Source organism: Anaerocolumna sp. MB42-C2 (assembly GCF_030913705.1).
Classification (GTDB): Bacteria; Bacillota; Clostridia; order Lachnospirales; family Lachnospiraceae; genus Anaerocolumna.
Map to the genome: position 1 here is coordinate 1441605 of NZ_CP133190.1, position 23188 is coordinate 1464792.

A 23188-nucleotide genomic window follows, 5' to 3' on the forward strand; every position below is an offset into this window, starting at 1 on the left:
CAGCACAAAAAAAAACAGGTATATCTTAAGAATACACCCGTTTATTAAAGGATTCCTTTATACATTAGTTTAATATTGCGACCCCAATATTTAAATAGGCCGCAAAAATTATCCAAAGCAAATAAGGAACCATCAGGAGCCCTGCTGCTTTATTAATCCTGTAAAACCATATTGTAGTTATTAAGACCAAAACAATTAACAAAAGAATAACAAAAACAGATAACCAATACCACTCAAAACGGAAAAATACGATTGGCCAGAGGAAATTTACAAACAACTGTATCCAATATAAATTAATTGCCTTTTCACGGTCCGGTATTTGTCTCGATTGATAAATAATATATGCTGCGATTCCCATTAGCAGATAAAGTACAGGCCATATGACACCAAACAGCCAACCCGGAGGCGACAAAGGCGGTTTTGTTAACGTTGTGTAAATCTGCCCGGCATTTCCGGAAGCTGAGCTGCTAAGAACACCTGCCAGCTCGGTAATAAGTACGAATACAAGGAGTTGGAACCAATTAATTTTTTTCATCATAAAATATACACCTCCATATTATTATATTCGTAGGCAATTGCGAAACTAAATAGTTTTTTGAATATGCCATACAATTCATACGAATTTCAGAGCTTCAGTTGCCTTCCGGGCAAGATTCAGCTCTGAAATTGTATTAATTGCATGACATATAGATACAGTATGTGATCTTCGCAATTACCTAATTATATTCGTGTTTGGATTTGTTTATTCTAACGTTTAAGAAACAATCATTTTGCAATCTCTTCAAATTTTACCACTCTGGAACATATACACTCTGCCAGTTCCAGGCTGTGTGTCACGACCAGAAGTCCCAGGCCTCTCTTCTTAATTGTGTTCAGCATCAGCTGCCATATCTGCGCCTGGGTTATCACATCCAACATAGTACTCATTTCGTCCGCAATAATAAATTGCGTTTGAGGACCTAATGCTCTTGCCACACAAAAGCGCTGCAATTCTCCTCCTGATAACTCGTTGGGATAACGGGTCAGCCATTGTTTTTCAATACCTAATTCTGTTAAGAAAGCCTCGTCAGGCCTCCATGCCTCTGTTAAGGTTTTCTTAAGTTTCCACCTTGGATTAATGGCTTTTTCAGGATGCTGGTAAATCAACTGCACAGGACAATAACCCTCTTTAGGAAGAGGCTTTCCGTTAAAAAGTACACTGCCGGAAGAAGGCTTCAAATAACCTGATAAAATCTGGGATAAAGTGCTTTTCCCACAACCGGAGGGACCAATCAGGGCTACCCGTTCCCCGGCATCAACTCCAAAATTTATATGGTTTAATATTATATTATTTTTTGTATATCGAAAACTAATATCTTTTGCTTCAAGTAGCATGAATACAACACACCTCTCCTCCTCGCAATGGTCGTATGGCAGGTCTTTGTTCACATTCTTTCGTCCTATGGTGACATCTTGGGGCAAACAGGCATCCTTTCGGAAGATTTCCCGCATAAGGCTGCGTCCCCTCAATAGGTTGAAAACCATTTTGCGGCATAGCCCGCCATAATGCTTTAGTATATGGGTGCCGCAAAGCATCCGCTCCTGATCTGAAGTCTTCTGCATCTGCTATCTCAACCGTGGTGCCTGCATAAAAAACAGCAATCCGGTCTGCATAAGTCAATGCAAGGTCAAGATCATGGGTTATCAGCATAACCCCTCGTCCCTCATCAGCAAGTGAGCGGAAATGTCCCATAGCTGTCTGCGCTATCTCTTTACTTAAACCCGGTGTCGGTTCGTCCGCAATAATCAGTCTTGCATCGCTGATTACGGCCGTTGACACCAGAACACGTCTTGCCATTCCTCCGGAAAGCTGAAAAGGGTACATCTTTTTCACTGCATCTACTAATCCATATTTCTTAAATACCGCTTCCTGTTGCTCCTTACTGCCGCCCACGCCCATCACTTGCTTCCCTACGTGCATCAACGGATCCAGATATTCAACGGACTGCGGCACAAGTGTCATTTCTTTTCCCCGAAGCTTTTGCTGCTGTTCGACTGTGAGTATTTTATCACAATACAATATTTCTCCATTCACTCTTGCATTGTTCGGCAAAATCCCCAATATAGCATGAGCCAGCAGGCTTTTTCCCGATCCGGATGAACCGGCAACAGCGAGAATTTCTCCTTTCCTAACAGTTACACTTAAATCACTTATTACCTTTATTTCCTTTTGTTCTAATCCCTGCCCGTACATTTGAAAAGAAACCGACAGATTCCGAACATCAAGCATATTGGCAGTGCTCATCTTATTTTCCTCCTCTATTCCTGCGCGCTGACAGGATCCATAAGCAGTTTAATCTGCTCACCCAGTTTGTCAAACAACATTACAACGATAATCAGCATTACTCCCGGGAATAAGACCAGCCACCACATACCGGTTGCTATATGTTTCAACGCTTCCGATAAGATAATACCAATCGCAGGCGCATCTATAGGCAGCCCGAAACCTAAGAAGGTCAATCCTGCTTCATGCAGGATTGCATGAGGAAACAGTAAAATTAATCCTATAATGAATTGCGGAAGAACATGGGGAACAATATGAGACAATGCGACCTGCATCTTACTGGTGCCGAATTTTCGTGATGTTTTAACATATTGTGCATTTCTGATTTGCATGACCTCTCCCCGGATTACACGGGTTAGATTCGGCCAGTGTGTAAAGGCAACACCTATGATAACACCTTTTAGTCCTCCCCCCAGCATAAAGGAAATCAACATAAGCAGAACCATATGAGGAACTCCCATGAACAGATCCACAAAATAGGAAACTGCCTTATCTACCCAGCCCCCTGCGGTTGCCGCAAGCAGGCCAAGTGCAAGCGCCATAAAAGCACTGACCGTTGCTGCCAGCGTACCGATTAGAATACTGGTGGACAATCCCTTAACCGAACGATAAAACATGTCCCGACCCAGGTAATCCGTTCCAAAAGGATGTGCGATTGAAGGCACCAGTTTTTTCGCCGAGTAATCCGGTGCATAGAGCTTTGGACTCATAACAATTCCGGTTATGGAGAGGATTACAAGCAGTAATATAATAACACATGCTAAGACAACAGTTCTGGTTCTTCGGTTTATTTTATACTTAATATTTTGCTGTTTCATATGAGCTTTCCTCCTTCCCGAATATGTGGGTTTAGAATTCCGTAAAGGAGGTTTGCAGTTAAATTGCCTGCAAATACAAATAGAACAGAACATAACGCTATACCAAGCATTAAAGGAACATCCCCCTTTAAACCGGCGGCACTTGCGGCGCTGCCCAAGCCGGGATAAGAGAAGACATTCTCCGCCAGAACACTTCCGCCAAACAGTTCACTAAAAGAAGCGAACTGCAGGGTTATAGCAGGAATAGCGATATTTCTTAACCCATGTCTTTTAATTAAAGTCCATTTACTTTCTCCCCGGGCTTTCGCAAATAAAATATAGTCCGTTTTTAATACATCAATGATTTTTTGTCTGGTATGCAAGGCTATTCCAGATATTCCGGTAATACTCAAAGTAAGGGCTGGCAATACAAGATGGTGAATCCGTTCCAGGAGGGTTACCTCACCTGAAAGTTTTCCGATTGGTACCGATAATCCGATGGGAAACCATCCCAGATTTATGGAAAACAACATCAGAAACAGTAACCCAATCCAGAAAGTGGGCGTAGAGGATAATACAAAGCAAAAGGTTTTCACAAATTTGTCAAAAAAACTCCCCTGAAATGCTCCTGACATAACACCCAGAAAGAATCCAAGTATACCGGATAACAGCCAGGCAACCGCCATTAAAGCGAGTGAAGCAAGAAAACGGCTCTCCAAAATCTGTCTTACCGGCTTTTGATAGGTAATGGAAGTTCCCATATCACCATGCATCAATTTGGAAACCCATATTAAGTAACGTTCGGCCGGTCGCTTATTAAGGCCCCAATATTTTGCAACATTCTCTCTTTGTTCCTGAGATACATTGGATTCGGCTCCTACATAAGCATCAACCGGATCAACAGGGGAAGAAATAACTAATAAAAAAGTAACAATGCTAACTCCAACCAATAAGAGTATCATCCGAAACAAATTGTTGACTATATGTTTCAAAAGTTGATTCATTAAGTTTATCTCCAATCATATCCTCAGGCGCTTGGCTCTTTTTGACGCAAGCGCCTTTCTTTCTTACTTTTTTCTTCTAATTTATAAATGTCCATTCATTTAAATTCTGGATAACAGGTGCCCCGTGGCCATGAGGATGTATCCTTTGTACACCTAGCTTCAAACCGTCACGGACAAAGTATGTATGATCAATATTGACTAACCAGATATAAGGGAAGTCGACATTAGCACCGGTACTTCCGTCATACTGCGCCTTTTTGCATAACTCAATTGCCTCATCTTCTGAAGTAGCCGCAATCATGGCATCCAGATATTCATCAACTGTGGGATTGACATACATCGCAGAATTGCTTAAATTTATCACATCGGCTCCCGCAAAAGAAGAATGAAACGCATTGTAAACATCAATGAAGCTGTAATCACCCGTACCAATACAGGTCGGCACATTTCTGATAATCTGCTTGCAGGTCGTCCAATCAAGAGCTTCGGCTATTATGTTAATACCAAGGAGTTTCGCATTTTCACTGAGAGCAACTGCTAAATTATAACGCTGCAGATCGTCTGTGCGGCCGGTAATACGGAATTCACACTTAAGTCCGTTTTTTTCACGGATACCATCACCGTCTGTGTCCACCCATCCAGCCTCTTCCAGCAGTTTTTTGGCTTCTTCGACCTGTCCGTCCGTAAGCTTTGGCTCCTCATTAGCCCAAGGTAATCCCTCAAAACGTACCCAACTGGCAGTACCGATTCCATTGAGAGCATTATTAATAATCTCCTGGCGGCTGATACCGATATTCAATGCTTTTCTGACAGCCGGATCTGAAGTAACGTTATTACCAACCGTTTCACCGGCTGCATTTACTGTCTCGGGAATACACGGCAGGTTAAATCCTCGGTTATCCGAAGTTTTGATGGTTTCAATATGCATACCCTCAACGGTTTCCCTTGCATATTCAGGGTTAACCATAACAAGGTCCAACTGACCGGACTTTGCAGCAGCAAGTGCAGTTTCCTCATCTATACTTAGAAATGTGATTTGTTTAAACTGTGGCTTTATTCCATAGTAGTAATCATTAGGTTCCACAATGAGCTGCTGTCCCACATCCAGTTGTTTTACCTTAAAAGGTCCGGTTCCGATTGGGTTAGCTGCATAGGTATTGTTATATGCATGTTCCGGCACAATTCCCAGCAAAGCCACCGTACGTGTAAACGGAGAGTATTCTTTGTTCAGGGTAAACTGCACTTTATTGCCATCAATAATCTCAGCTTTCTTAAGCATGGTTAAATCCACGCTGGAACCACTGTTCTTAGCGGTGTTAAATGTGAACACCACATCTTCTGGTTTCAACGACTGTCCATCTGAGAATTTAACGTCATCACGGATCGTGAAAGTATAGACCAGACCATCCTCACTGACCTGATAATCCGTGGCCAGGTCACATTCTGTCTTTACATCGGTAGTGATTTTCAAAAGAGCAGTATGAAATAAACCATAACCGTAGGTACCATATCCGGTGCAAGGATCAAAATTACCGTCCACAAAACCGCTGCCGATAGAAATTGTAAGATTATTCTGTAATTTTTTAGGAGAAATCTCTGTAGATGATGTAACTGTTTCTTCCTTCTTATTTGTATTCCCGGTACAACCTGTCAATGTGGACAAAGTTAAAGTTGCTAAAATAAATAGCAGTATTAATTTTTTTTGCATTATTCAACCTCCATGTTATGTTTTACAGCTTAAAACCAATTGATATATATTCAAACAGGTTTCATGTTACATGACATAATTATTCAATACAAGCCCTATAGGGGGATGAAATTATGCAAATTACTATATTCTGTTTCGTAAACCTAAAGGAGATTACGAGATTATCATTTTATTAGTGGGATACTTATATAACACAGACAATTATTTAAGATTAACTAAATAAATAATTATTACAGCTCAAGTAAATAAATAGAAAAAAATACTTTACTTATTTTCAAAAAAGATTGCACAAGCCAGCGTCGGAACCCGGCTTGTGCAAAATGTAGAGGTGACTTTGGAATGTCAAAGCCAAATCCAAGGCTTACCTATCTTCCATATCATTCATTAAACATATAAAATTGTAATACATTCTCGTTTAAAGCTTCACCGGTCTTAAAGATCTCTGCTATACTGCTGCCTTGCATCAAATTCAGACTGTAGCTAAACTGATAAAAACCGCCTAGACTTGCTTTAAAATTGGTTTCCCAAAAATTGTTCATTACCCAGGAGTATACCTCATCGCAGTTTGTCGAACCCTCCCCCATCAGCTTAATGGGGTGCGCTTTTAGCGTTCCATAACTAACCAAAGGGGAATCAGGGGTGGTAATTAATACACTGCTGTCTTCCTGACAAAAGGCAACACCGTTCTGCACCGCATAAAAATCCACACATGTGCCCGGAAGCTGGTCAATACGCGGACGTAGAATGGCACCGGCTTTATCGATGAATATTTCCTGTGCCGTAAAAGGCAGCGCAAGATATAGGTTCTCAGGCTCCCAAATGCTGTTTTTATGTACCCGAAAGTCAAAATCGATCTTAGGTGTGAGTTTATATGCCGTTACGATCAGACTGCACTCCTGTACTCCGTCCATGTGATATTTAAGTTCTGAACGTGAATAAAGCATGCCATTCTCAAGTACTTTCACATCATACAGTTTACCTTCGCTGCGATGTGTGCGAGCTGCTTTTCTATTTCTTCCCATGTTGCGCCGCACTTGCAAATAATCCTCTGTAATGTCTCTATCCGTCACTTCATAAACCGGTGTAAACGCTGCATACGGATACTGTATATTAATCAATTCTTTTTCTTCCTGTTTACTATAAATGGAGCTGATTCCTTTCCCAATTTCAAAATCGATTTTAAAAAACTTGTTTTCAATTCCGTCAATACTGATACAACCGCCGTTTTCTAAATCTTCACAAAGCCGCCAGTACAGATCGTTAATGCCCTCTATCCCGGTCGGTGCCCTCCTTCCTGCAGATACAAGAGGTCTCTCCGGTAATTCTTTTAGTGCAAATGTTTTCGTCTGCCCTGGTGCAAGAGAAAGCCAGATACAAATCTTAGGGCCCCTGGAATAGCTGCTTATCTGGAAAGGTACACTATCTCCTGACTCATCGTCAATTACTTCAAAATGACTGTAACCATAAAAATGCTCCAGATCACAGGTAAACATTCCTACAAAATGTACTGTATGCGGATTTACGGCACGTAGTTTAAGAGTTTTATGCAGCGATATTGCCGTTTCTCCCAATGACTGCTGCACATTTTCCCGCATTATCACTACAGCCTCACTGGCTTTTAGTGCATATAAACGTTTCCATTGATCCAAATTATTCACCTGCGGATGAAACGGCTCCGTAATTGATGAAGAATAACCCCAGGTGTGTTCTCCGTAAAACATCAGATTATGTAAGGTCTCATAATAATATGGTTGAAGCTGCTCCTTTTCTTTGCACTTCATTTTCTGCATTACATGGAAGCTGCGTGCAGCATTACGGTATTGAATCACATCTGCTGGTGTGGAACCGATACCGTCTGCCCACCAGTCTGTCCAGTCACCGGAATAGACAGGAATTTCTTCCGATTCATTCATAAGCCGTGTAAAGAATTCATCTAATGTACACATCTTTAATTGTATATCGTCACTTTGTGAATTAAACAATTGAACGAACTCCAATATTTTTAGTGAAGGCGGTGAGTTATCCGTCATATTCCCGCTGAGCGACACAGGCGCAAAGGTATATGGATATTTCTGACCTAATAAAGAGGATACATACGCATTAATACGTTTTACTGCTTTCTCAAAATCACTTCCCTGCATACTAGTCATTCCATCCTGAAGCGTATATTCAAACCATGCCGCTTGTGCAATCCCAAGTTCATTGCCAAGATTATAATGGTCCCCGTTCCAGCAAAGGATTCTCTTACCTTGGGGAGACTCCCAGTAAAAAGGTGCCTGTTTTTTGAATAGCGGATGATATCCGTGATGCGTGTGTATACACGACATGAGATTTTCGACCCCATTTTGTGCTAATATATCTGCGTATCCCCAGCTGTAACCATTGATGTCAGCAGTTATCGCACTTTTTGCTGTGAGTCCCATCTCTGCTCTTTCGGCAGAACATTCCTGCATGATTTCATTCTGCACATAAGCCGGTACAAGATCTGTAAGATTTAAGTAATTGGCTGAAAGACCAATATTACCACTATTTACAGCAGCAATAAATTCTGCTTTTTCCTGCTTAGAAGCCACCCTTAAAAATTGCTGTACACACCAGTAACTTTCGCAGTTCCATACAAATTGTTGATTCTTCTTTATCAACTGCAAGACTTCACGAATAAATGCAATATGATGTGCTTTCATTTTTTCTTGCGTGTCGGTGTATCCCACATCCGTATGGGAAAGGTGAAGCAAATAAATCGTAAACTTTTTTTTCATAAAATCCTCCTCCTATTTTAAACTTCTGAAAATGCGGTTTCCTCTATAATAATGCTTTTGTTCCATATGAAAACCATCTTATCAGGAGTTGTTTCACAAAACGTCAAAATATATCGTCCATAATCTGTATTGTTATTAACTTCAAAGAATTGCAAAAAAACCTTTTCATTTAAATCCAATTTATTATCCGATTAATATGATTTGTATTTTCATTTTCATTATATATAATTTGAATATTTAAGTCAATAATATTTCTACACTTTTCCTTAATTAAGAGAAAACTATCAGCGAACTGACGCCCTCGTGCCCGGGCCGGGTCCCTGGCAATTAATTCTCTCCAGCAATTGTCTGGGTCCCTGCAGGGCTTTTATTAACCAGGAAATTCGGGAAACTTATCATGTAAATGAAAAAAGATAACACACCTTAAAATACTGTTAATTTAAGGTGTGTTATCGATATAATTATTTTGAGTTTTTTTATATTTCTTTGTCCATCACTGCTAAAGCTGTTCGCTGTAAATTATCCTCCGCACTGTTTCCCATCTGCTGTAAAATTTCTTTACTTAATACATCTATTATATACAATTGCGATATTTTAGAAACAAGAGAACCGCTGTTTAAAGGTTCACTTTTACCCACAACATACAGCAAAGCCGTGGCAAACTTAGCTAACGGAGATTTCAAATAGTTCGTCACAACAATTAAGTTTACTCCTTGCCTTGCTGCCATTTTGGAAATACTTATCATATCCTTAGTTTGTCCGCTTACAGAAAATAGTACCAGAACATCATTTTCTTTCATTATGGAAGTACTGATTAGCTGAAAATGGCTATCAGAAAAGTTGATTACATTTAAACCATAACGTAAAACTTTGTTACGAAATTCCTGAGCAGCAAGCCCGGAGTTCCCGCTGCCAAAGGCGTAAATAGTGTTAGCCTGCAAAACCAGTTTTGCTGCTTTCTTAATTTGTTCGTTATCCAGTAAATCATGTGTTGATTTTAGCGCCAGAATCATATTTTCAAGAATCCTGTCGGCTTCATTACTACTATCATTTTCTGAATTATTTACGTTTTGAGATAACAGAAAACGGAACTCTGAATATCCTTTTAATCCAAGTTTTCTACAAAAGCGTAACATTGTAGCATCCCCAACATTCACTCTTTCAGAAAACTCCGTTATCGAAAGCATAATTATTTCTTTAATAGGATTATTACGGATAAAGTCAATAATAACCCGCTCCTGCTTCGTTGCATATGATTCCATAAGACTAATTTTATCAAATATATTTTCACTCAAAAATTTTCCTCCCTACTACCAATCAATCTTTGGCTTAAGTATATTCTGCAGGATATAAACTGTCAATAGAATGTACCTATATATGAGTATTTCTTACTAGATAAAACAGCTTATGTGTTCTTCTGTTAAATCAATCCCTGACTGCTCCTGATAATTCACATTTACCAAACCGAGGTTATGCTTTCCGTTTTGAAAACATAACCTCGAATTAACTTTGCTCTGACCTTACGGTACTTAAACAGATTTGCTTATATTAAATATAAGTTCCAGCTGATCTTATAAATTCAGTCCAATATTAAGTTCTATTTTACCAATATCAGTCTCATACTCAATGGCTATCGTCTCAAAACTGTTAATTTCAGCGTTTTCCAAAATAACATTGGGAGGATTAATCTTAGTTAATAACCCAAACGAAGAAAGTTTCGTTGCGGAAGAACCTGCAATCATACTGGACAATTCCCCCAGTGCACTTTTAGCCATATCATCAATGGAAGCAACACTCATCCCCATCATCATTATAGATGCCAATTTTTTTGCAGTATCTAAAGGCATAGAAAGAGCTATGTCACCCTGAACCGCACCTTGAAAACAAACTATTGTCGATAAATCTAAATTCAAGTACATTTTATTTTTCTTTTGAATATTACACCTTTTAATATTATGTACTCCGAATTGTTCCAAAGTAACACTGAAAGTTTCTAAAATAGCATTTATATACTTAACATCCATAGCTCTCAAAATCTCCTTTTAGCCTGCTGCCTTTATGTATAAATTTCGACACTTCATAAGATTAATATTACAGCTCACAGACTATATACCTATAAAAATAGGCTTAAAGAACTACGCTTAATATGTTGCATAAAGGTCACAAAGACTCATTAACGTTTGGCAGCCTCCTATTAATACTGAAATGTCAATACACAAACGAATCGTAAAAAATAAATTTTAGACAATATATTGACTTTTAAACCCATTTCTATTATTATATATTTAGACAATATATTGTTTATATAGTATTAACCAACAAAACACATCATTGATGAAAAGGAGAACAAACTATAATGCAAATTAATGTAAACGAAATAACTTCGATGGTTGATGACCAAATTCATATTGTAATTTCTGGATTATCCTCAGGCAGCATATTGAAAATTAAATTAAATACAGCTCTGCCATGGTGTCCCAGTCTCGAATTTTCCTCTTATGCCAATTATATAGCCAACTCAACAGGCATCGTTGATTTGGACACTGCTGTCCCAATTGAGGGCACTTATCGGCATGCCCATCCAATGGGCTTAGTTTATTCTTTGCAAGCAACTGCACCTCTCACCCAAGACATATCAGCCAATATCAACGTCGATCATCCGATGTTTTTCCACTTCACCTTTGAAACCGATATGCAAACGGAATCCTTACAAATAACAAGGTTATTCAAAACAGATGATATACATATAACCCCTATACACGATTCCTTTAACGGTCAGCTCTTCCACAATGGTGACAAAGCACGCAAGATGATTTTAATGCTTGGTGGTTCCGATGGTCAAATGGAAGCACTTAGCCTTTTGGCAGCACCACTTGCTTCCAGAGGCTTCAATGTTCTAGTAATTCCATATTTCGGAGCGGAGGATTTACCGGAAAAACTTGAGATGGTACCGCTTGAATATTTCGAAAAAATCTTTCACTGGATTGAAACAAATACACTGACACAAATGAGTGACATCTATCTGCATGGAACATCGAAAGGCAGCGAACTGGCTCTGCTGCTCGCTTCACGTTATCCGCAGATTAAAAAAGTAGCAGCAGTAGAAGCGCACACTTATTGTTTCCAAGCTTTAGATGGTTTAATGAGCGGGAATCTCGTTTCCTCTTGGTCTTACAAAGGCACTTCGATACCGTTTATTCCAGTTGATAATAACATCTTTTTCGAAGAATTAAAAAAAGATGTTAAAAACAATGTTCCATTTGGATTTGCCAGTACTTATAAACACTCAATTGAAAATGCAACTAACCGGGAAGAAGCACGTATTAAAATAGAAAATGCTTCTGCGGACATTCTGCTGATTTGCGGAAAATCGGATAATATATGGAATAGTTATGACGGTTGTCAGGAAATCCTAAACGCTGCTAAGACACATACCTATAAGCAAGATATCAAACTTTTAGCTTATGAGGATATGGGGCATCCGTTGCCGATTCCCTATGTCCTCCCCATTGCATTAACACTTAAAATGCCGATGAATGGAGGTATCTTCACTTCCGGTGGTACTATTGAGGGCAACAGTGACGCTCAATATGATTCTTGGAAAAAGACAATTGCTTTCTTTTTGGCATCTTAATGTTTTGATAACTGCATGCTGTTGCTGCCTGCTTCTTACTTGATTTACAAAATCCTCTGTCCATTGAGCCGCATTTATGGTATCATAAAAAGCAGTAAAACGAATCAAAAAGATTAAAGAGGTTGATACCCAATGGATTTTAACAAAGAGCTGAAAATATTGCATACAATGGAGCAGGTTTTTGCCACTTTGATTGCTGCATCGAATAAAGTGCAAATGGCAGGCGATATGTACTGTGAGCCATTGACTGAAAGACAATATATGACAATTCTTGCAATTCTTCATTTACCGGAAGATGAGACGACCTTTGTCAATATTGCCAATAAACTCGGCACTTCAAAACAGAACATCACACAGATTATTAACAGTCTGCAGAAAAAGGATTTTGTAACCATTGTTCCCAGTCCTAAAGATAAACGTGCCATCAACGTACGCTTGACTCAAGCCGGACTTGATACCATGGTAAAATGTGCAAAAAACGTCACTGCAGAATTTATGGCAGACTTATTTAAGGATTTTACCCAACAAGAATTGGATCTTTTATGGAAATTACTATTGAAGCTCTATTGTTTTGACGGTAATAAAATGGATGGATACGAAGAAAATGTCCAGATTCCCAATACATTTACGGCAGAAGAATTGTATGACGTGCTTGAACGATTTGTAAAAAGACGAAGTGGTTAGCTCTGATAGGAGTTAACCGCGACACTACAGGAGCAGTAATTAGGAGGTTAAAAAATTAATGAAACGGATATTTTTGGTTGAAGACGATAAAGCAATTGCTAAAAACCTTATACTTTTACTTCGCTCGGAGGGTTTTACAATTACCCACGCTCCTACACAACGTGAAGCACTTGCAGCCCTTGCCAGGAATAAATTTGACTTGGCTCTTGTTGATATTTCCTTGCCTGACGGTAATGGCTTTACAGTTTGCAACGAAATTAAAGAAACAGGGGATATCCCAGTTATCTTTCTGACTGCATCCGGAGACGAAGCGAGTGTTGTAACAGGGCTTAACATTGGCGCGGACGATTATATCACCAAGCCCTTTCGTCCCCGTGAATTGATTGCTCGAATAGGAACTGCACTTAGAAAAAGCGGACGGCCCGGGACTGATTTTGAAATAAGGGGGCTTTTAATCGATACCGCAAGCGGCATTGTGAAAAAAAACGGCAATGAAGTCTTTCTTTCGGCGTTAGAATACCGCCTGTTACTGGTGTTTATAAACAACCCAAACAGTATTATTACAAGGACCAGACTTCTTGACGAATTGTGGGATGCTGCGGGGGAATTTGTTAATGATAATACCTTAACTGTGTATATCAAACGTTTACGGGAGAAAATAGAAGAGGATCCCTCAAGCCCGCAAATCATTCTTACTGTCCGCGGGACAGGGTATCGATTGGGAGGTCAGTATGCTTCGGAATAGAGAATTTCGCCGTTTTGCCGGTTTGTTCACTCTCCTGTCCGCTGTCACGGTAATTCTTGGCTTTTCGATCAATGAGGCGGCAGGAATTCTTGCCGTCTCTTCTGCTGCCGCCTTTGGCACCGCCTTTTATATATTTACCAAAGCCAGGTACAAAAGTCTTGCACGGATCTCCGACCAAATCGATCTTGTACTTCATAATGCTGACCATCTGTATATGGGGGAAGCGGAGGAGGGTGAGCTCTCCATTCTGCACAGTGAGATAACAAAAATGACGCTTCGTCTTCGTGAGCAGAACGAGGCGTTGAGAAAAGAAAAAGAATATCTTTCCAATTCCCTGGCTGATATCGCTCACCAGCTTAGAACTCCTCTCACCTCTGTAAATCTTATTCTTTCCCTGCTTAGGAACAGCCCTGATGAAAAGGACCGGAAAGCATATGTAAGGGAAACCGAGGAATTACTTATACGAATGGATTGGCTGATAACTTCCCTTTTAAAATTATCCCGCTTGGATGCGGGAATTGTGGTATTCCAAAGGGAGCAAATAGAGGCAGACAACTTAATCCGTACTGCTCTTCGCCCCTTTCTAATCCCAATGGAACTTCATGAAATTTCTGTACAAATAAATGTACCAAAAGATATGGTGATTCAAGGAGACCCGGGCTGGCTCTCGGAAGCAATTCAAAATATTATAAAAAATTGCATGGAAAGTACCGGCGAAAACGGTAAGATTGAACTTGGCTGCACAGACAATCCTCTCTTTACCGAGATTGTCATTCACGACAGCGGTCCAGGTTTTGCAAAAGAAGATTTACCTTGCCTGTTTGATCGGTTTTATCGTGGAAAAAGCCAAAATGCCACAGGATACGGAATTGGACTAGCTCTCTGTAAGATGATTATAACACGGCAGGGAGGAACGATTACCGCTAAAAATCACTCACAGGGCGGTGCGGTATTTACTATTCGTTTTCCAAAGTGACGAATCTCTCACCAAATCGTCACCATGATGTAACTTGAGAGTTCTATTATAGTGAGTAAAGGAAACTTTCCTGACAGTCTCATTTGAAATATGACAATTTAACCGGGAGCTGAATTATCACATTTCGCTTAATTCTCCTACGCCGTTTACGGCTGCAGAGCAGCCGTGTCGCGGAGTATTACAAGAATGAGTCTGGTTAAATCTTCGAACAAAACTTTAGACTCGCAAAAAAAAGTGCATAAGAAAGGAAACTCACATAATGGAATTTTTAAAAATTGAAAATCTATGCAAAACCTATGGCAGGAACGAAAACCAGGTTACTGCCCTTGACCATGTATCCCTTTCAATCGAAAAGGGAGAGTTTACCGCCATTATCGGTTCCTCCGGCTCCGGCAAATCTACATTGCTTCACATTATCGGTGGCGTGGATATTCCCACAAGCGGTAAGGTTTACCTGGAGGGTCAGGATGTATATGCGGGGAGCAATGAAAAACTAGCCATTTTCCGCAGGCGGCAGGTTGGACTGATTTATCAGTTTCACAACCTTATTCCCACTTTGAATGTGGTAGAAAACATCACCCTGCCGATCCTGATGGATAAGCGCAAGGTCAATGAGGAACGGCTGAATGACCTTCTTACAATGCTTGGACTTAAAGAGCGTAAAACCCATTTACCTAATCAGCTTTCTGGTGGACAGCAACAGCGAGTATCCATAGGACGCGCTTTGATGAATGCTCCGGCAGTCATGCTTGCTGACGAACCCACCGGTAGTTTAGACAGCCGGAATGGGCATGAAATCATCAAACTGCTAAAGGAAAGCAATAAAAAATACGGGCAAACCTTACTTCTTGTTACCCATGACGAAAATATTGCCCTCCAAGCTGACCGTATTATCGGTATATCCGATGGTAAGGTCGTGAGAGATGAGAGGGTGCGGCCATGAATATTTTCAACAAAGTTACACTGCAAAGCATGAAAAAAAGCCGCACACGTACCATTGTCACAATTATAGGTGTTGTACTGTCCGCTGCCTTAATTACCGGGGTTGCCACCTTTGGTGTTTCTCTGCTTAACTATATGACACAAGGCGCGATTCAAAAATACGGAGACTGGCATGTTGCCTTTCCTGCAGTTTCCTCGTCTTTCATGCAGGAACGAACCAAAGACGCGGGAATCGCCAATATTGCGGCTTTTGAAAATATCGGTTACGCGCCTCTCGACGGCATAAAAACTCCGGATAAACCCTATCTTTTTATAGCCGGTTTTGATGAGAATGCATTTCATTCCTTACCTGTTAACTTATTATCCGGAAGGCTTCCGGAAAACGGCGGTGAAATTGTTGTTCCCCTTAGCGTCGAAGCAAAAGGCGGCGTAAAAATCGCACTGGGTGATAAACTCACACTTGCTGTCGGAAGCCGTATGGCAGGAAATAAAAATCTCGGTCAAAATACACCTTATCAATCCGGACTCAAAAAAGGGAGAGTCAAAGAAACTCTAAAACCAAAATTTGAGAAAACCTATACCGTTGTCGGTATCAGCGGGAAACTCGGCTTTGAGGAAGCTACTGCTCCTGGATATACCTTGATAACGAAAACGGATGAAAAGGACATAGTGGACAGCTTCTCATTATTTGTCACCCTGACAAATCCGCATAAACTGCACACTTATTTAAAACACACCGCCGGCAGCCAGGCTTACGTCCTTAACGATTATGTACTGCGTTTTATGGGACTTTCCGATGATAATATTATCAACATGTTTTTATACTCAGTTGGCGGAATTGTAATTATCATTATTATGATAGGCTCGATCTTTTTGATCTATAACGCCTTCACTATCTCCCTGAACGAACGCACAAGGCAGTTTGGAATCCTTTCCTCTGTAGGCGCCACAGCAAAACAGCTGCGGAATTCCGTGCTGTTTGAAGGGCTTTGTATTGGCGTTGTTGGTATCCCCATTGGGGTAATCGTTGGCATAGGAAGTATTGGCCTCGTAATCTTTATTGTTTCCCGAAGTTTCGGAAGCATTCTCTATAATAATGTGCCATTTACCATGACAGTATCCCTCCCGGCCATTGCAGCTGCTTCGGTAGTCAGTTTGGTTACTATCCTGATTTCAGCCTATATTCCGGCCAGAAAAGCTGCAAATACTCCCGTAATGGAGAGTATCCGCCAAACCAACGAAGTCAAAGTTGAATCAAAAGCTGTGAAAACTTCAAAACTGGCACAAAAAATATATGGTTTGGAGGGTGTCCTAGCACTAAAGAATTTTAAAAGAAATAAGAAACGATATCGAAGCATTGTATTATCCCTCGTATTAAGCGTAATGCTGTTTGTGTCGGCCAGTGCTTTTGTAACGTATATGGAACAGGCCTCGGAACGGGCAGCAGTGGTTACTGACTACGACATCGGTTTTGCCTCCCAGGACATAGAGGATTCTAAAATGTTGCAGCTTTACAACAGGCTAAAAACCGCCGAAGGAGTTTATGAAAGTTCCTATCAAGCCCTTATGAAATATACCTGCACTGCCAAAGCAGAGTATCTTACAGACAATTACCTGAAATACGTGGATTCACCTTCGCCGGATGAAATGGTGACTCTGCCAATGGACATACAGTTTCTTGAGGACAGCACCTATCTGAATATTATCAAAAGCTTAGGCTTATCCGAAAAAGAATACACTGGACAAAATGCGAAAATGATTGCTGTTGCCCAAATGAAGAATCACTTAAAAACCAATCAGACCCAAGTGGATGACGAATTTAACGATCTGTTCAAGGCTTCTTCCATGGATTTTACCATCCACCCCGAGACAAAGGACCGTCAGATGATGGAACAGGGGCAGAATGTAAGCATACAGTTTGTCCATACCGTACCACCTGATACGCTGCCAATCCTGGAAAACTCCGGACCTAAAAATCCATTTCTGTTTATAGTGATGGCTCCCTATTCCCTCAAGGAGAAGTTTGAAACTAAAGATTCACCTGTGGCAATTAAAGGTCTTACTTTCCGTTCAAAGAATCCTGCAAAGTCAGTGGCTGAGATGAAAACAATGCTTTTAGATGAAGACATAACATCAACAGAATACAACCTGTTCAATACCTATGAAATGCTGGATGAGAGCCGTAATACTATATTCATTGCCAATGTGTTCGCTTATACTTTTATTATTATGATTTCCTTGATTGCAGTTGCCAATGTATTCAACACCATCTCCACCAATATCAAGCTACGCAGACGGGAGCTTGCCATGCTCCGCTCTGTGGGTATGTCAGAACGGGATTTCCAGAAGATGATGAATTTTGAGTGTGCCTTTTATGGCATGCGAGCACTGCTCTGTGGACTTCCCTTAGCTGCAATCTCTTCCTGGCTGGTTTATAAAGGAATGTTCGCCGGAGGGGCTGACAATATCGAATATGTATTTCCGTGGAGCAGTATGGCAATCAGTGTATTCAGCGTGCTTTTTGTAGTGTTTGTTACCATGCTGTATGCCGTTAGCAAGTTAAAAAAAGAGAATATTATTGATGCACTTCGGGATGATATGACCTGATGTAAAATTAGAAATATATGAAATAACGGCGGTTTTGAAATAACAATCAAAACCACCGTTTCCTTTTACTTTAATACGCACTTCCTAACAGATCTTAATCCACTAACGCTCACTCGGCAAATGTGCTGACAAATGGGTTTTTTTAAATGCTTCATAAAAGTTATCGCATAATTCTTTCTCACTAATATGATAATATGACTCCCATTGATCCTTATATAACGCAAAGCTAAAAAAAGGCATCAATCCAGTAAAAAACTCCATAATTAGTACTTCTGTCTTATCCTCTGGAAAATAAAGACCTTTTAATTCATATGCTTTACGAATGCTTTCAATTTCAGCATTAATAATCAAATTTCCTAATTCCATAACAACGGAAAGATTTGACGACTTTTTTGCAGATTCTGCAACTGCGACCTTAATAATATTTCTTTTTTCCATAACAAAATGAATATATCCATCAAAGAGGACTTTATAATTATCTCCACTAACAACATCAGGTGTCCCCTCCAGACTTTTTACCAACATCCGTCTGGCATCGTCCACAAGACTGGAAAAAAGTGTTTCGAGTATCTCATCTTTACTTTTAAAATAATAGTATATTAAAGCCTTATTTACCCCTGCTTCTTTGGCAATATCGTCAACACGAGCCTTATCAAATCCAACCTCAGAAAATATATTTTCAGCGGTCAATAGAATTCTTGCCTTTGTTTCCACTGCATCCCGTTTATTCATAAGTTCCTCCTAAGTAAAAACTAACCACATAGTTAATTATATGTCCCAAAATTTCATTTGTCAAGAGACGTTCTACTTATAGGAGTTTTATCATTGGTATCTAATTGACTCTATCCAGTAATTAGTTTTCATATATTATTATTATTGCTAAGTTGTAATTGGCGTTGTGAATACATTATGCGGCGGATTGAATGGTTAAAGAATTTCTGTTTTCTGTTACTGGCAGTCATTTCACAATATGATCAGTAATCCAATCAAGACAGCGATGGTAAGTAGAGGAAACATAACCCCTCCCCACTTCATTGGGATACTTTTACTTCCCTCAGGGATCTCCGGACCCTTATCTTCATAATAAGGTAAAAGACTGTCAATAGACGGCGTTGGCACCCCGCTTTTACGGATCAGGGGCATAATTTCATAGGTTAAATGCTTGATTTCATCATATCCGCCAGTCATGTGGCCTTCAATACTCGATTTATACTTTTCGCTGATCAGCATTTTACTTAATACCATAACCATTACAGGTTCCGGCACCCAATATACACTTTTTAATATACGTGGAGTTACAGGGATCCCGCATTTTTCCAGTGCTCTGAAGGCTTCCTTGATACCCCTTAAACCGAGAACCACCAAATCTCTCGTCCGCCCCATACGCTTCATTTTGACTTTCGCGGCTAATAATGCAGGAGCAAAAGCAGGCATTAAAACAGCCACATGATATTTATGCCAGTTATCCATGTCCTGGCGGATTTGTACTTTATAGCCACGCATGCTGCTTAACAGTTCTGCCACCTGACGGGTCCTGTCCTTTACAATACCATTCACTTCGCCAATCGGAAGAGACCAAATAGTATTCTCATCAACAGGAACATGTCTTATTATATGACCGACCCGCTCCCCTCCGGGAGCAGGAAAACCCGTCATAACCCTTTCCTGACCCAATAACGAAATGAAATCGCCTGGTCCAACCGCATTATTCATCATGAATAAAAAAACAGGTACTTTTTTATTAGCAGCCAGCATGGGCAGTATTTGCCCAACTTGATTTTTTCGCATCACCACCATGACAAGATCGTATTCGTCCTCCGCACCAAAGGAATCCGTCAATTTAATGGGCGTCACCGTTTGTACGCCGCTTACTTCATCTTCCAGCACAATACCGTATTTTTTATAATCCTCCAACCGTTTACCACGAGCCAGAAGTGTGACATCCTTGCCCGCTTCTACCAGTCTGGCCGCCATAAGGCTTCCTAACGGTCCGGCCCCGAAAACCAATATTTTTTCCATTTAATACACTCCTTGCTGTTATTAACTCCTACAAAACAGAAACTTCTTGAAAAATTTCGTCAAGCCAGTCAAATACGAGTGCACTCAAAAGCCCGGTGTTTTCTCCCAAACAATGGGCTCCGGCTCCGTCTTCAAATGCTGTTACTATCATCTTCTTTTCTATATTTCTGACCAGCATAAAAAACTCATCCTGCATTTTCTGTGTGGCTGGATTTGCATATTCCCCCTCGCTTGTTACATTTAAAAACGGGCAGTGAATCTTCTCCGGATCGACTGAGAAATCTTTTGTCAGATCAATCATACCGACCATATCATCATAGGAAAGCCCATTTCTCCATGCCATCAGCTGAAACATACGGATATTGAACGGTGACATTTTTACTTCATCAGATTGAATTGCCATTTCTTTCATTATCCTCTGAATGTCAATGATGGCGTAATTGGTCACACAAGCTTTTATCCGCTTATCAAAGGCCGCAGCTCTTGGTACATAATACCCTCCTCCACTTGCGCCATATACAGCGAGCCTTTCTCCATCTACATCCGGCCTGCTCAAGGCGTAATCCACTACTGCATTCAAAGGAATCTCCGAATCAGCTCTGAAAAAATGCCCTTCCATAGGCAAAATTCCCTGTCCCGGCAGATCCACCGTCATGAAATGATAACCCCGTTTGTTTGCCGACGGCCCTAAATGTAAATAAAGGTCTGTAAAGAAAGTTTCTCCTCCGCCGATTGCGATGATCGTTTTCTTTTTTTCTGCGTTTGTTTCAGCTTTAGAAAAGCATCCGGGCAAGAAAGTATTCTCAAACGGGATCTTTATTAATTCTATTTGGGGTTCTAACAAGGTTGCCGCCTTTATGAAACATGTCATGGATTTATAATAAACCGCCAAGAAACCAGGATTGTCAGGCGTAAGTGCAAACAAAGCAGTCCGATAATAAGTGGAAGCCCGTATATAAAATTCTCTTGCACTGACAACATGACCATCTGCTTCAGCCTGTTTTGCTTTTCTTTCTACACGTTCAGCCATCCTGGGCCATTCTTCCGCCCAGCTATCCGGATTATAGTCCTCAATTTGTGCCGCAGTATAAAACATTTCCCCAATTTCGCCACCGCCATTGCGAACGGTTCCCAATGCCAATTGAAAAGCAAAATCCATACTGTTATCTTCAAAATAGACTTTATAGAACTGTCTGTGTGCATCTGCCACTTTTTCTGTTTGCTTTAGTAGTTCCTGAATTCTATTTTTACTTTTCATTGTTAAGTCTCCATATCGATCTATTTTTCTCTGCTCTATTTCCTTTGTCAGGCAAATACTTCATCCAACCAGTCAAACACCAATGCACTCATCAATCCCGTATTTTCGCCAAGGCAATGTGTTCCGGCACCTTCCTCAAAAGGAGCCACTAACATTTTTTTCATGGGACTTCCTATAGCTTCAAAGCACTCATCCTGCATAGCTTTTACCGCAGGATTCGCATACTCTCCCGCACTGGTAATATTTAAAAACGGGCATGTGATTAATTTGGGATCATAGTAGAACCCTTTACTTATTTCCATTATTTCCGAAATGGATTCAATGCCATGACGCCAAGCCACTAATTCCATCATTCTGTAATTCATAGGTGATATTTTTTCCGTTTGCTCTTTGGACTTTAATGCAGTATATGACAGAAACCGATGAAAATCATTAAATACATGGTTCGCGATGCAGGCTTTTATACGTTTATCATAGGCAGCTGCTCTCGGAATAAAATAACCTCCCTCACTGATTCCGTACGCTGCTATACGATCTGAGTCAACATCCGGCCTATTTAAGACATAATCTATAATGGTTTTTAGTGGAACTTCTGTATCCGGCCTATAGATATGCCCTTCAAAGGGAAGTGTTCCCTGTCCGGGAATATCTACGGTTAGAAAATTATATCCTCTTTTTACTGCAGAGGGCCCGATATACAGGTAAAGATCCAGAAAGAATGTCTCTCCCCCGCCTACCATAATGAGTGTTTTTTGCTTTTCATTATTTTTTGCCGCTTTGATAAAACAGCCTGGTAGTACAGTATTTTTAAAAGGGATTTCTATGTATTCAATCGGCATATTGAACAAAGGTGCTGCTTTCAAAAAACTTGATTTATAACGATCTGCAATCAATTTAAAATTGGTATCACTGGGTAATAAAGCCGCCAGGGCTGTACGATAGTAACATGCGGCCCGTAAATAGAATTCTCTTGCACTGACATCATGATTTTTTGCAGCTGCCTCCTGTGCTCTTTTTTCAACTCTTTGCGCCATTATAGGCCATTCTGCAGCCCAGCTATCCGGGTTATAATCCTCGATTTGTGCCGCAGTATAAAACATTTCTCCTATTTCGCCTCCACCATTGCGTATACAGCCTAAAGCCCATTGAAATGCGAAATCCATGCTGTTGTCTTCAAAATAAACTTTATAAAACTGTCTGTGTGCATCTGCCACTTTTTCTGTTTGTTTTAATAGTTCTTGAATTCTTTTTTCACTTCTCATCTCTTATCCTCCATCTTAATAATTCCATCATTCTAATGTAAACTATCATAAAAATTGATATCCTTCTTTTTATTTGCGACCTTTCATAACTACCATCCTTTCATTTTTATTTATTATATATAGACCGGTATTTATTAATCTTTATACCAATCTAGCATACAATCAAGTTACATTTTACTAAATCAAATCTTTTTATTTAACGTGTTTTTTATGCCAATAATTATACTAACCACATAGTTAATTAATTGCAGTACTAACTAACTACATAGTTAATTATATGCGCCAATTTCTTACTTGTCAAGAGATATTTATTTTAACTTCAGACACAGTCTAACCTAATGTTTTATAAATAATAGTCAACATTGTCCATCTCTTTTATAAATTTCATATAACTAATTACAAAACACCAATATTGTTGCTATGTGATATATCTTATTCCCTTCCAGCGCGGAAAAAGTATTGTAGTGGAG

Annotated in this window: 19 protein-coding genes; 6 read left to right on the plus strand and 13 right to left on the minus strand. The window is 40.1% G+C overall.

Going from position 1 to position 23188, the window contains the following annotated elements; genetic code table 11:
* Positions 1 to 64: 64 nt before the first annotated feature.
* From RBU59_RS06455 to RBU59_RS06495, 9 genes are all read right to left on the minus strand, one after another.
* Positions 65 to 538, minus strand: coding sequence for a TspO/MBR family protein (locus tag RBU59_RS06455; protein ID WP_308147062.1), 474 nt, complete (start codon positions 536 to 538; stop codon positions 65 to 67).
* Positions 539 to 765: 227 nt separating this feature from the next.
* Positions 766 to 1374, minus strand: a complete 609-nt coding sequence (locus RBU59_RS06460; protein WP_308147063.1) for an ABC transporter ATP-binding protein — start codon at positions 1372 to 1374, stop codon at positions 766 to 768.
* Entirely contained in the window at positions 1364 to 2284 is a 921-nt protein-coding gene (locus RBU59_RS06465; protein WP_308147064.1) for an ABC transporter ATP-binding protein, read from the minus strand. The genes RBU59_RS06460 and RBU59_RS06465 overlap by 11 nt, the downstream gene beginning before the upstream one ends.
* A 14-nt stretch (positions 2285 to 2298) precedes the next feature.
* The gene (locus RBU59_RS06470) at positions 2299 to 3141 is read right to left on the minus strand and encodes an ABC transporter permease (protein ID WP_308147065.1); all 843 of its coding nucleotides are present in this window, start codon (positions 3139 to 3141) and stop codon (positions 2299 to 2301) included.
* The gene (locus RBU59_RS06475) at positions 3138 to 4124 is read right to left on the minus strand and encodes an ABC transporter permease (protein ID WP_330698491.1); all 987 of its coding nucleotides are present in this window, start codon (positions 4122 to 4124) and stop codon (positions 3138 to 3140) included. The genes RBU59_RS06470 and RBU59_RS06475 overlap by 4 nt, the downstream gene beginning before the upstream one ends.
* Positions 4125 to 4200: 76 nt before the next feature.
* Positions 4201 to 5832, minus strand: coding sequence for an ABC transporter substrate-binding protein (locus RBU59_RS06480; RefSeq protein ID WP_308147066.1), 1632 nt, complete (start codon positions 5830 to 5832; stop codon positions 4201 to 4203).
* Between the two features lie 377 nt (positions 5833 to 6209).
* Positions 6210 to 8591 carry a hypothetical protein gene (locus RBU59_RS06485; RefSeq protein WP_308147067.1) on the minus strand — a complete coding sequence of 794 codons (2382 nt, stop codon included), beginning with the start codon at positions 8589 to 8591 and terminating at the stop codon, positions 6210 to 6212.
* Positions 8592 to 9067: 476 nt separating this feature from the next.
* Entirely contained in the window at positions 9068 to 9886 is an 819-nt protein-coding gene (locus RBU59_RS06490; protein ID WP_308147068.1) for a MurR/RpiR family transcriptional regulator, read from the minus strand.
* A 276-nt stretch (positions 9887 to 10162) separates the two neighbouring features.
* Entirely contained in the window at positions 10163 to 10615 is a 453-nt protein-coding gene (locus RBU59_RS06495) for a chemotaxis protein CheX (RefSeq protein WP_308147069.1), read from the minus strand.
* Positions 10616 to 10947: 332 nt separating this feature from the next.
* Here RBU59_RS06495 and RBU59_RS06500 point away from each other — a divergent pair, with 332 nt between their 5' ends.
* The 6 genes from RBU59_RS06500 (at position 10948) to RBU59_RS06525 (ending at position 18179) form a co-directional block, all read left to right on the plus strand.
* Positions 10948 to 12225, plus strand: coding sequence for an acyl-CoA thioesterase/bile acid-CoA:amino acid N-acyltransferase family protein (locus tag RBU59_RS06500; protein ID WP_308147070.1), 1278 nt, complete (start codon positions 10948 to 10950; stop codon positions 12223 to 12225).
* A gap of 132 nt (positions 12226 to 12357) precedes the next feature.
* Positions 12358 to 12909: a MarR family winged helix-turn-helix transcriptional regulator gene (locus tag RBU59_RS06505; RefSeq protein ID WP_308147071.1), complete on the plus strand. Its 552-nt coding sequence runs from the start codon at positions 12358 to 12360 to the stop codon at positions 12907 to 12909.
* A 58-nt stretch (positions 12910 to 12967) separates the two neighbouring features.
* Positions 12968 to 13654 (plus strand): response regulator transcription factor, encoded by a 687-nt coding sequence (locus RBU59_RS06510; protein WP_308147072.1) that lies wholly within the window; start codon positions 12968 to 12970, stop codon positions 13652 to 13654.
* Complete coding sequence (locus tag RBU59_RS06515; protein WP_308147073.1) at positions 13641 to 14630, plus strand: sensor histidine kinase; 990 nt, start codon at positions 13641 to 13643, stop codon at positions 14628 to 14630. Before RBU59_RS06510 ends, RBU59_RS06515 begins: the two co-directional genes overlap by 14 nt.
* A 259-nt stretch (positions 14631 to 14889) precedes the next feature.
* Complete coding sequence (locus tag RBU59_RS06520; RefSeq protein ID WP_308147074.1) at positions 14890 to 15573, plus strand: ABC transporter ATP-binding protein; 684 nt, start codon at positions 14890 to 14892, stop codon at positions 15571 to 15573.
* Positions 15570 to 18179: an ABC transporter permease gene (locus RBU59_RS06525; protein ID WP_308147075.1), complete on the plus strand. Its 2610-nt coding sequence runs from the start codon at positions 15570 to 15572 to the stop codon at positions 18177 to 18179. Before RBU59_RS06520 ends, RBU59_RS06525 begins: the two co-directional genes overlap by 4 nt.
* A 102-nt stretch (positions 18180 to 18281) precedes the next feature.
* Here the strand turns inward: RBU59_RS06525 and RBU59_RS06530 are convergent, their stop codons facing one another.
* The 4 genes from RBU59_RS06530 to RBU59_RS06545 all read right to left on the minus strand — a co-directional run bounded on the left by RBU59_RS06530 (position 18282) and on the right by RBU59_RS06545 (position 22718).
* Positions 18282 to 18911: a TetR/AcrR family transcriptional regulator gene (locus RBU59_RS06530; RefSeq protein WP_308147076.1), complete on the minus strand. Its 630-nt coding sequence runs from the start codon at positions 18909 to 18911 to the stop codon at positions 18282 to 18284.
* A gap of 231 nt (positions 18912 to 19142) precedes the next feature.
* Entirely contained in the window at positions 19143 to 20186 is a 1044-nt protein-coding gene (locus RBU59_RS06535) for a ketopantoate reductase family protein (protein WP_308147077.1), read from the minus strand.
* Positions 20187 to 20226: 40 nt separating this feature from the next.
* A complete protein-coding gene (locus tag RBU59_RS06540) occupies positions 20227 to 21456 on the minus strand; it encodes an alpha/beta hydrolase family protein (RefSeq protein ID WP_308147078.1) in 1230 nt (409 codons plus the stop codon).
* 47 nt (positions 21457 to 21503) lie between these two features.
* Positions 21504 to 22718, minus strand: a complete 1215-nt coding sequence (locus RBU59_RS06545; protein ID WP_308147079.1) for an alpha/beta hydrolase family protein — start codon at positions 22716 to 22718, stop codon at positions 21504 to 21506.
* Between the last annotated feature and the right edge of the window lie 470 nt (positions 22719 to 23188).

What these genes read in the sequence shown, in the direction of transcription:
- RBU59_RS06455 (WP_308147062.1), bottom strand. Translation starts at nt 538, where the DNA reads ATGATGAAAAAAATTAATTGGTTCCAACTCCTTGTATTCGTACTTATT.
- RBU59_RS06460 (WP_308147063.1), bottom strand. Translation starts at nt 1,374, where the DNA reads ATGCTACTTGAAGCAAAAGATATTAGTTTTCGATATACAAAAAATAAT.
- RBU59_RS06465 (WP_308147064.1), bottom strand. Translation starts at nt 2,284, where the DNA reads ATGAGCACTGCCAATATGCTTGATGTTCGGAATCTGTCGGTTTCTTTT.
- RBU59_RS06470 (WP_308147065.1), bottom strand. Translation starts at nt 3,141, where the DNA reads ATGAAACAGCAAAATATTAAGTATAAAATAAACCGAAGAACCAGAACT.
- RBU59_RS06475 (WP_330698491.1), bottom strand. Translation starts at nt 4,124, where the DNA reads ATGAATCAACTTTTGAAACATATAGTCAACAATTTGTTTCGGATGATA.
- RBU59_RS06480 (WP_308147066.1), bottom strand. Translation starts at nt 5,832, where the DNA reads ATGCAAAAAAAATTAATACTGCTATTTATTTTAGCAACTTTAACTTTG.
- RBU59_RS06485 (WP_308147067.1), bottom strand. Translation starts at nt 8,591, where the DNA reads ATGAAAAAAAAGTTTACGATTTATTTGCTTCACCTTTCCCATACGGAT.
- RBU59_RS06495 (WP_308147069.1), bottom strand. Translation starts at nt 10,615, where the DNA reads ATGGATGTTAAGTATATAAATGCTATTTTAGAAACTTTCAGTGTTACT.
- RBU59_RS06500 (WP_308147070.1), top strand. Translation starts at nt 10,948, where the DNA reads ATGCAAATTAATGTAAACGAAATAACTTCGATGGTTGATGACCAAATT.
- RBU59_RS06505 (WP_308147071.1), top strand. Translation starts at nt 12,358, where the DNA reads ATGGATTTTAACAAAGAGCTGAAAATATTGCATACAATGGAGCAGGTT.
- RBU59_RS06510 (WP_308147072.1), top strand. Translation starts at nt 12,968, where the DNA reads ATGAAACGGATATTTTTGGTTGAAGACGATAAAGCAATTGCTAAAAAC.
- RBU59_RS06515 (WP_308147073.1), top strand. Translation starts at nt 13,641, where the DNA reads ATGCTTCGGAATAGAGAATTTCGCCGTTTTGCCGGTTTGTTCACTCTC.
- RBU59_RS06520 (WP_308147074.1), top strand. Translation starts at nt 14,890, where the DNA reads ATGGAATTTTTAAAAATTGAAAATCTATGCAAAACCTATGGCAGGAAC.
- RBU59_RS06525 (WP_308147075.1), top strand. Translation starts at nt 15,570, where the DNA reads ATGAATATTTTCAACAAAGTTACACTGCAAAGCATGAAAAAAAGCCGC.
- RBU59_RS06530 (WP_308147076.1), bottom strand. Translation starts at nt 18,911, where the DNA reads ATGAATAAACGGGATGCAGTGGAAACAAAGGCAAGAATTCTATTGACC.
- RBU59_RS06540 (WP_308147078.1), bottom strand. Translation starts at nt 21,456, where the DNA reads ATGAAAAGTAAAAATAGAATTCAGGAACTACTAAAGCAAACAGAAAAA.
- RBU59_RS06545 (WP_308147079.1), bottom strand. Translation starts at nt 22,718, where the DNA reads ATGAGAAGTGAAAAAAGAATTCAAGAACTATTAAAACAAACAGAAAAA.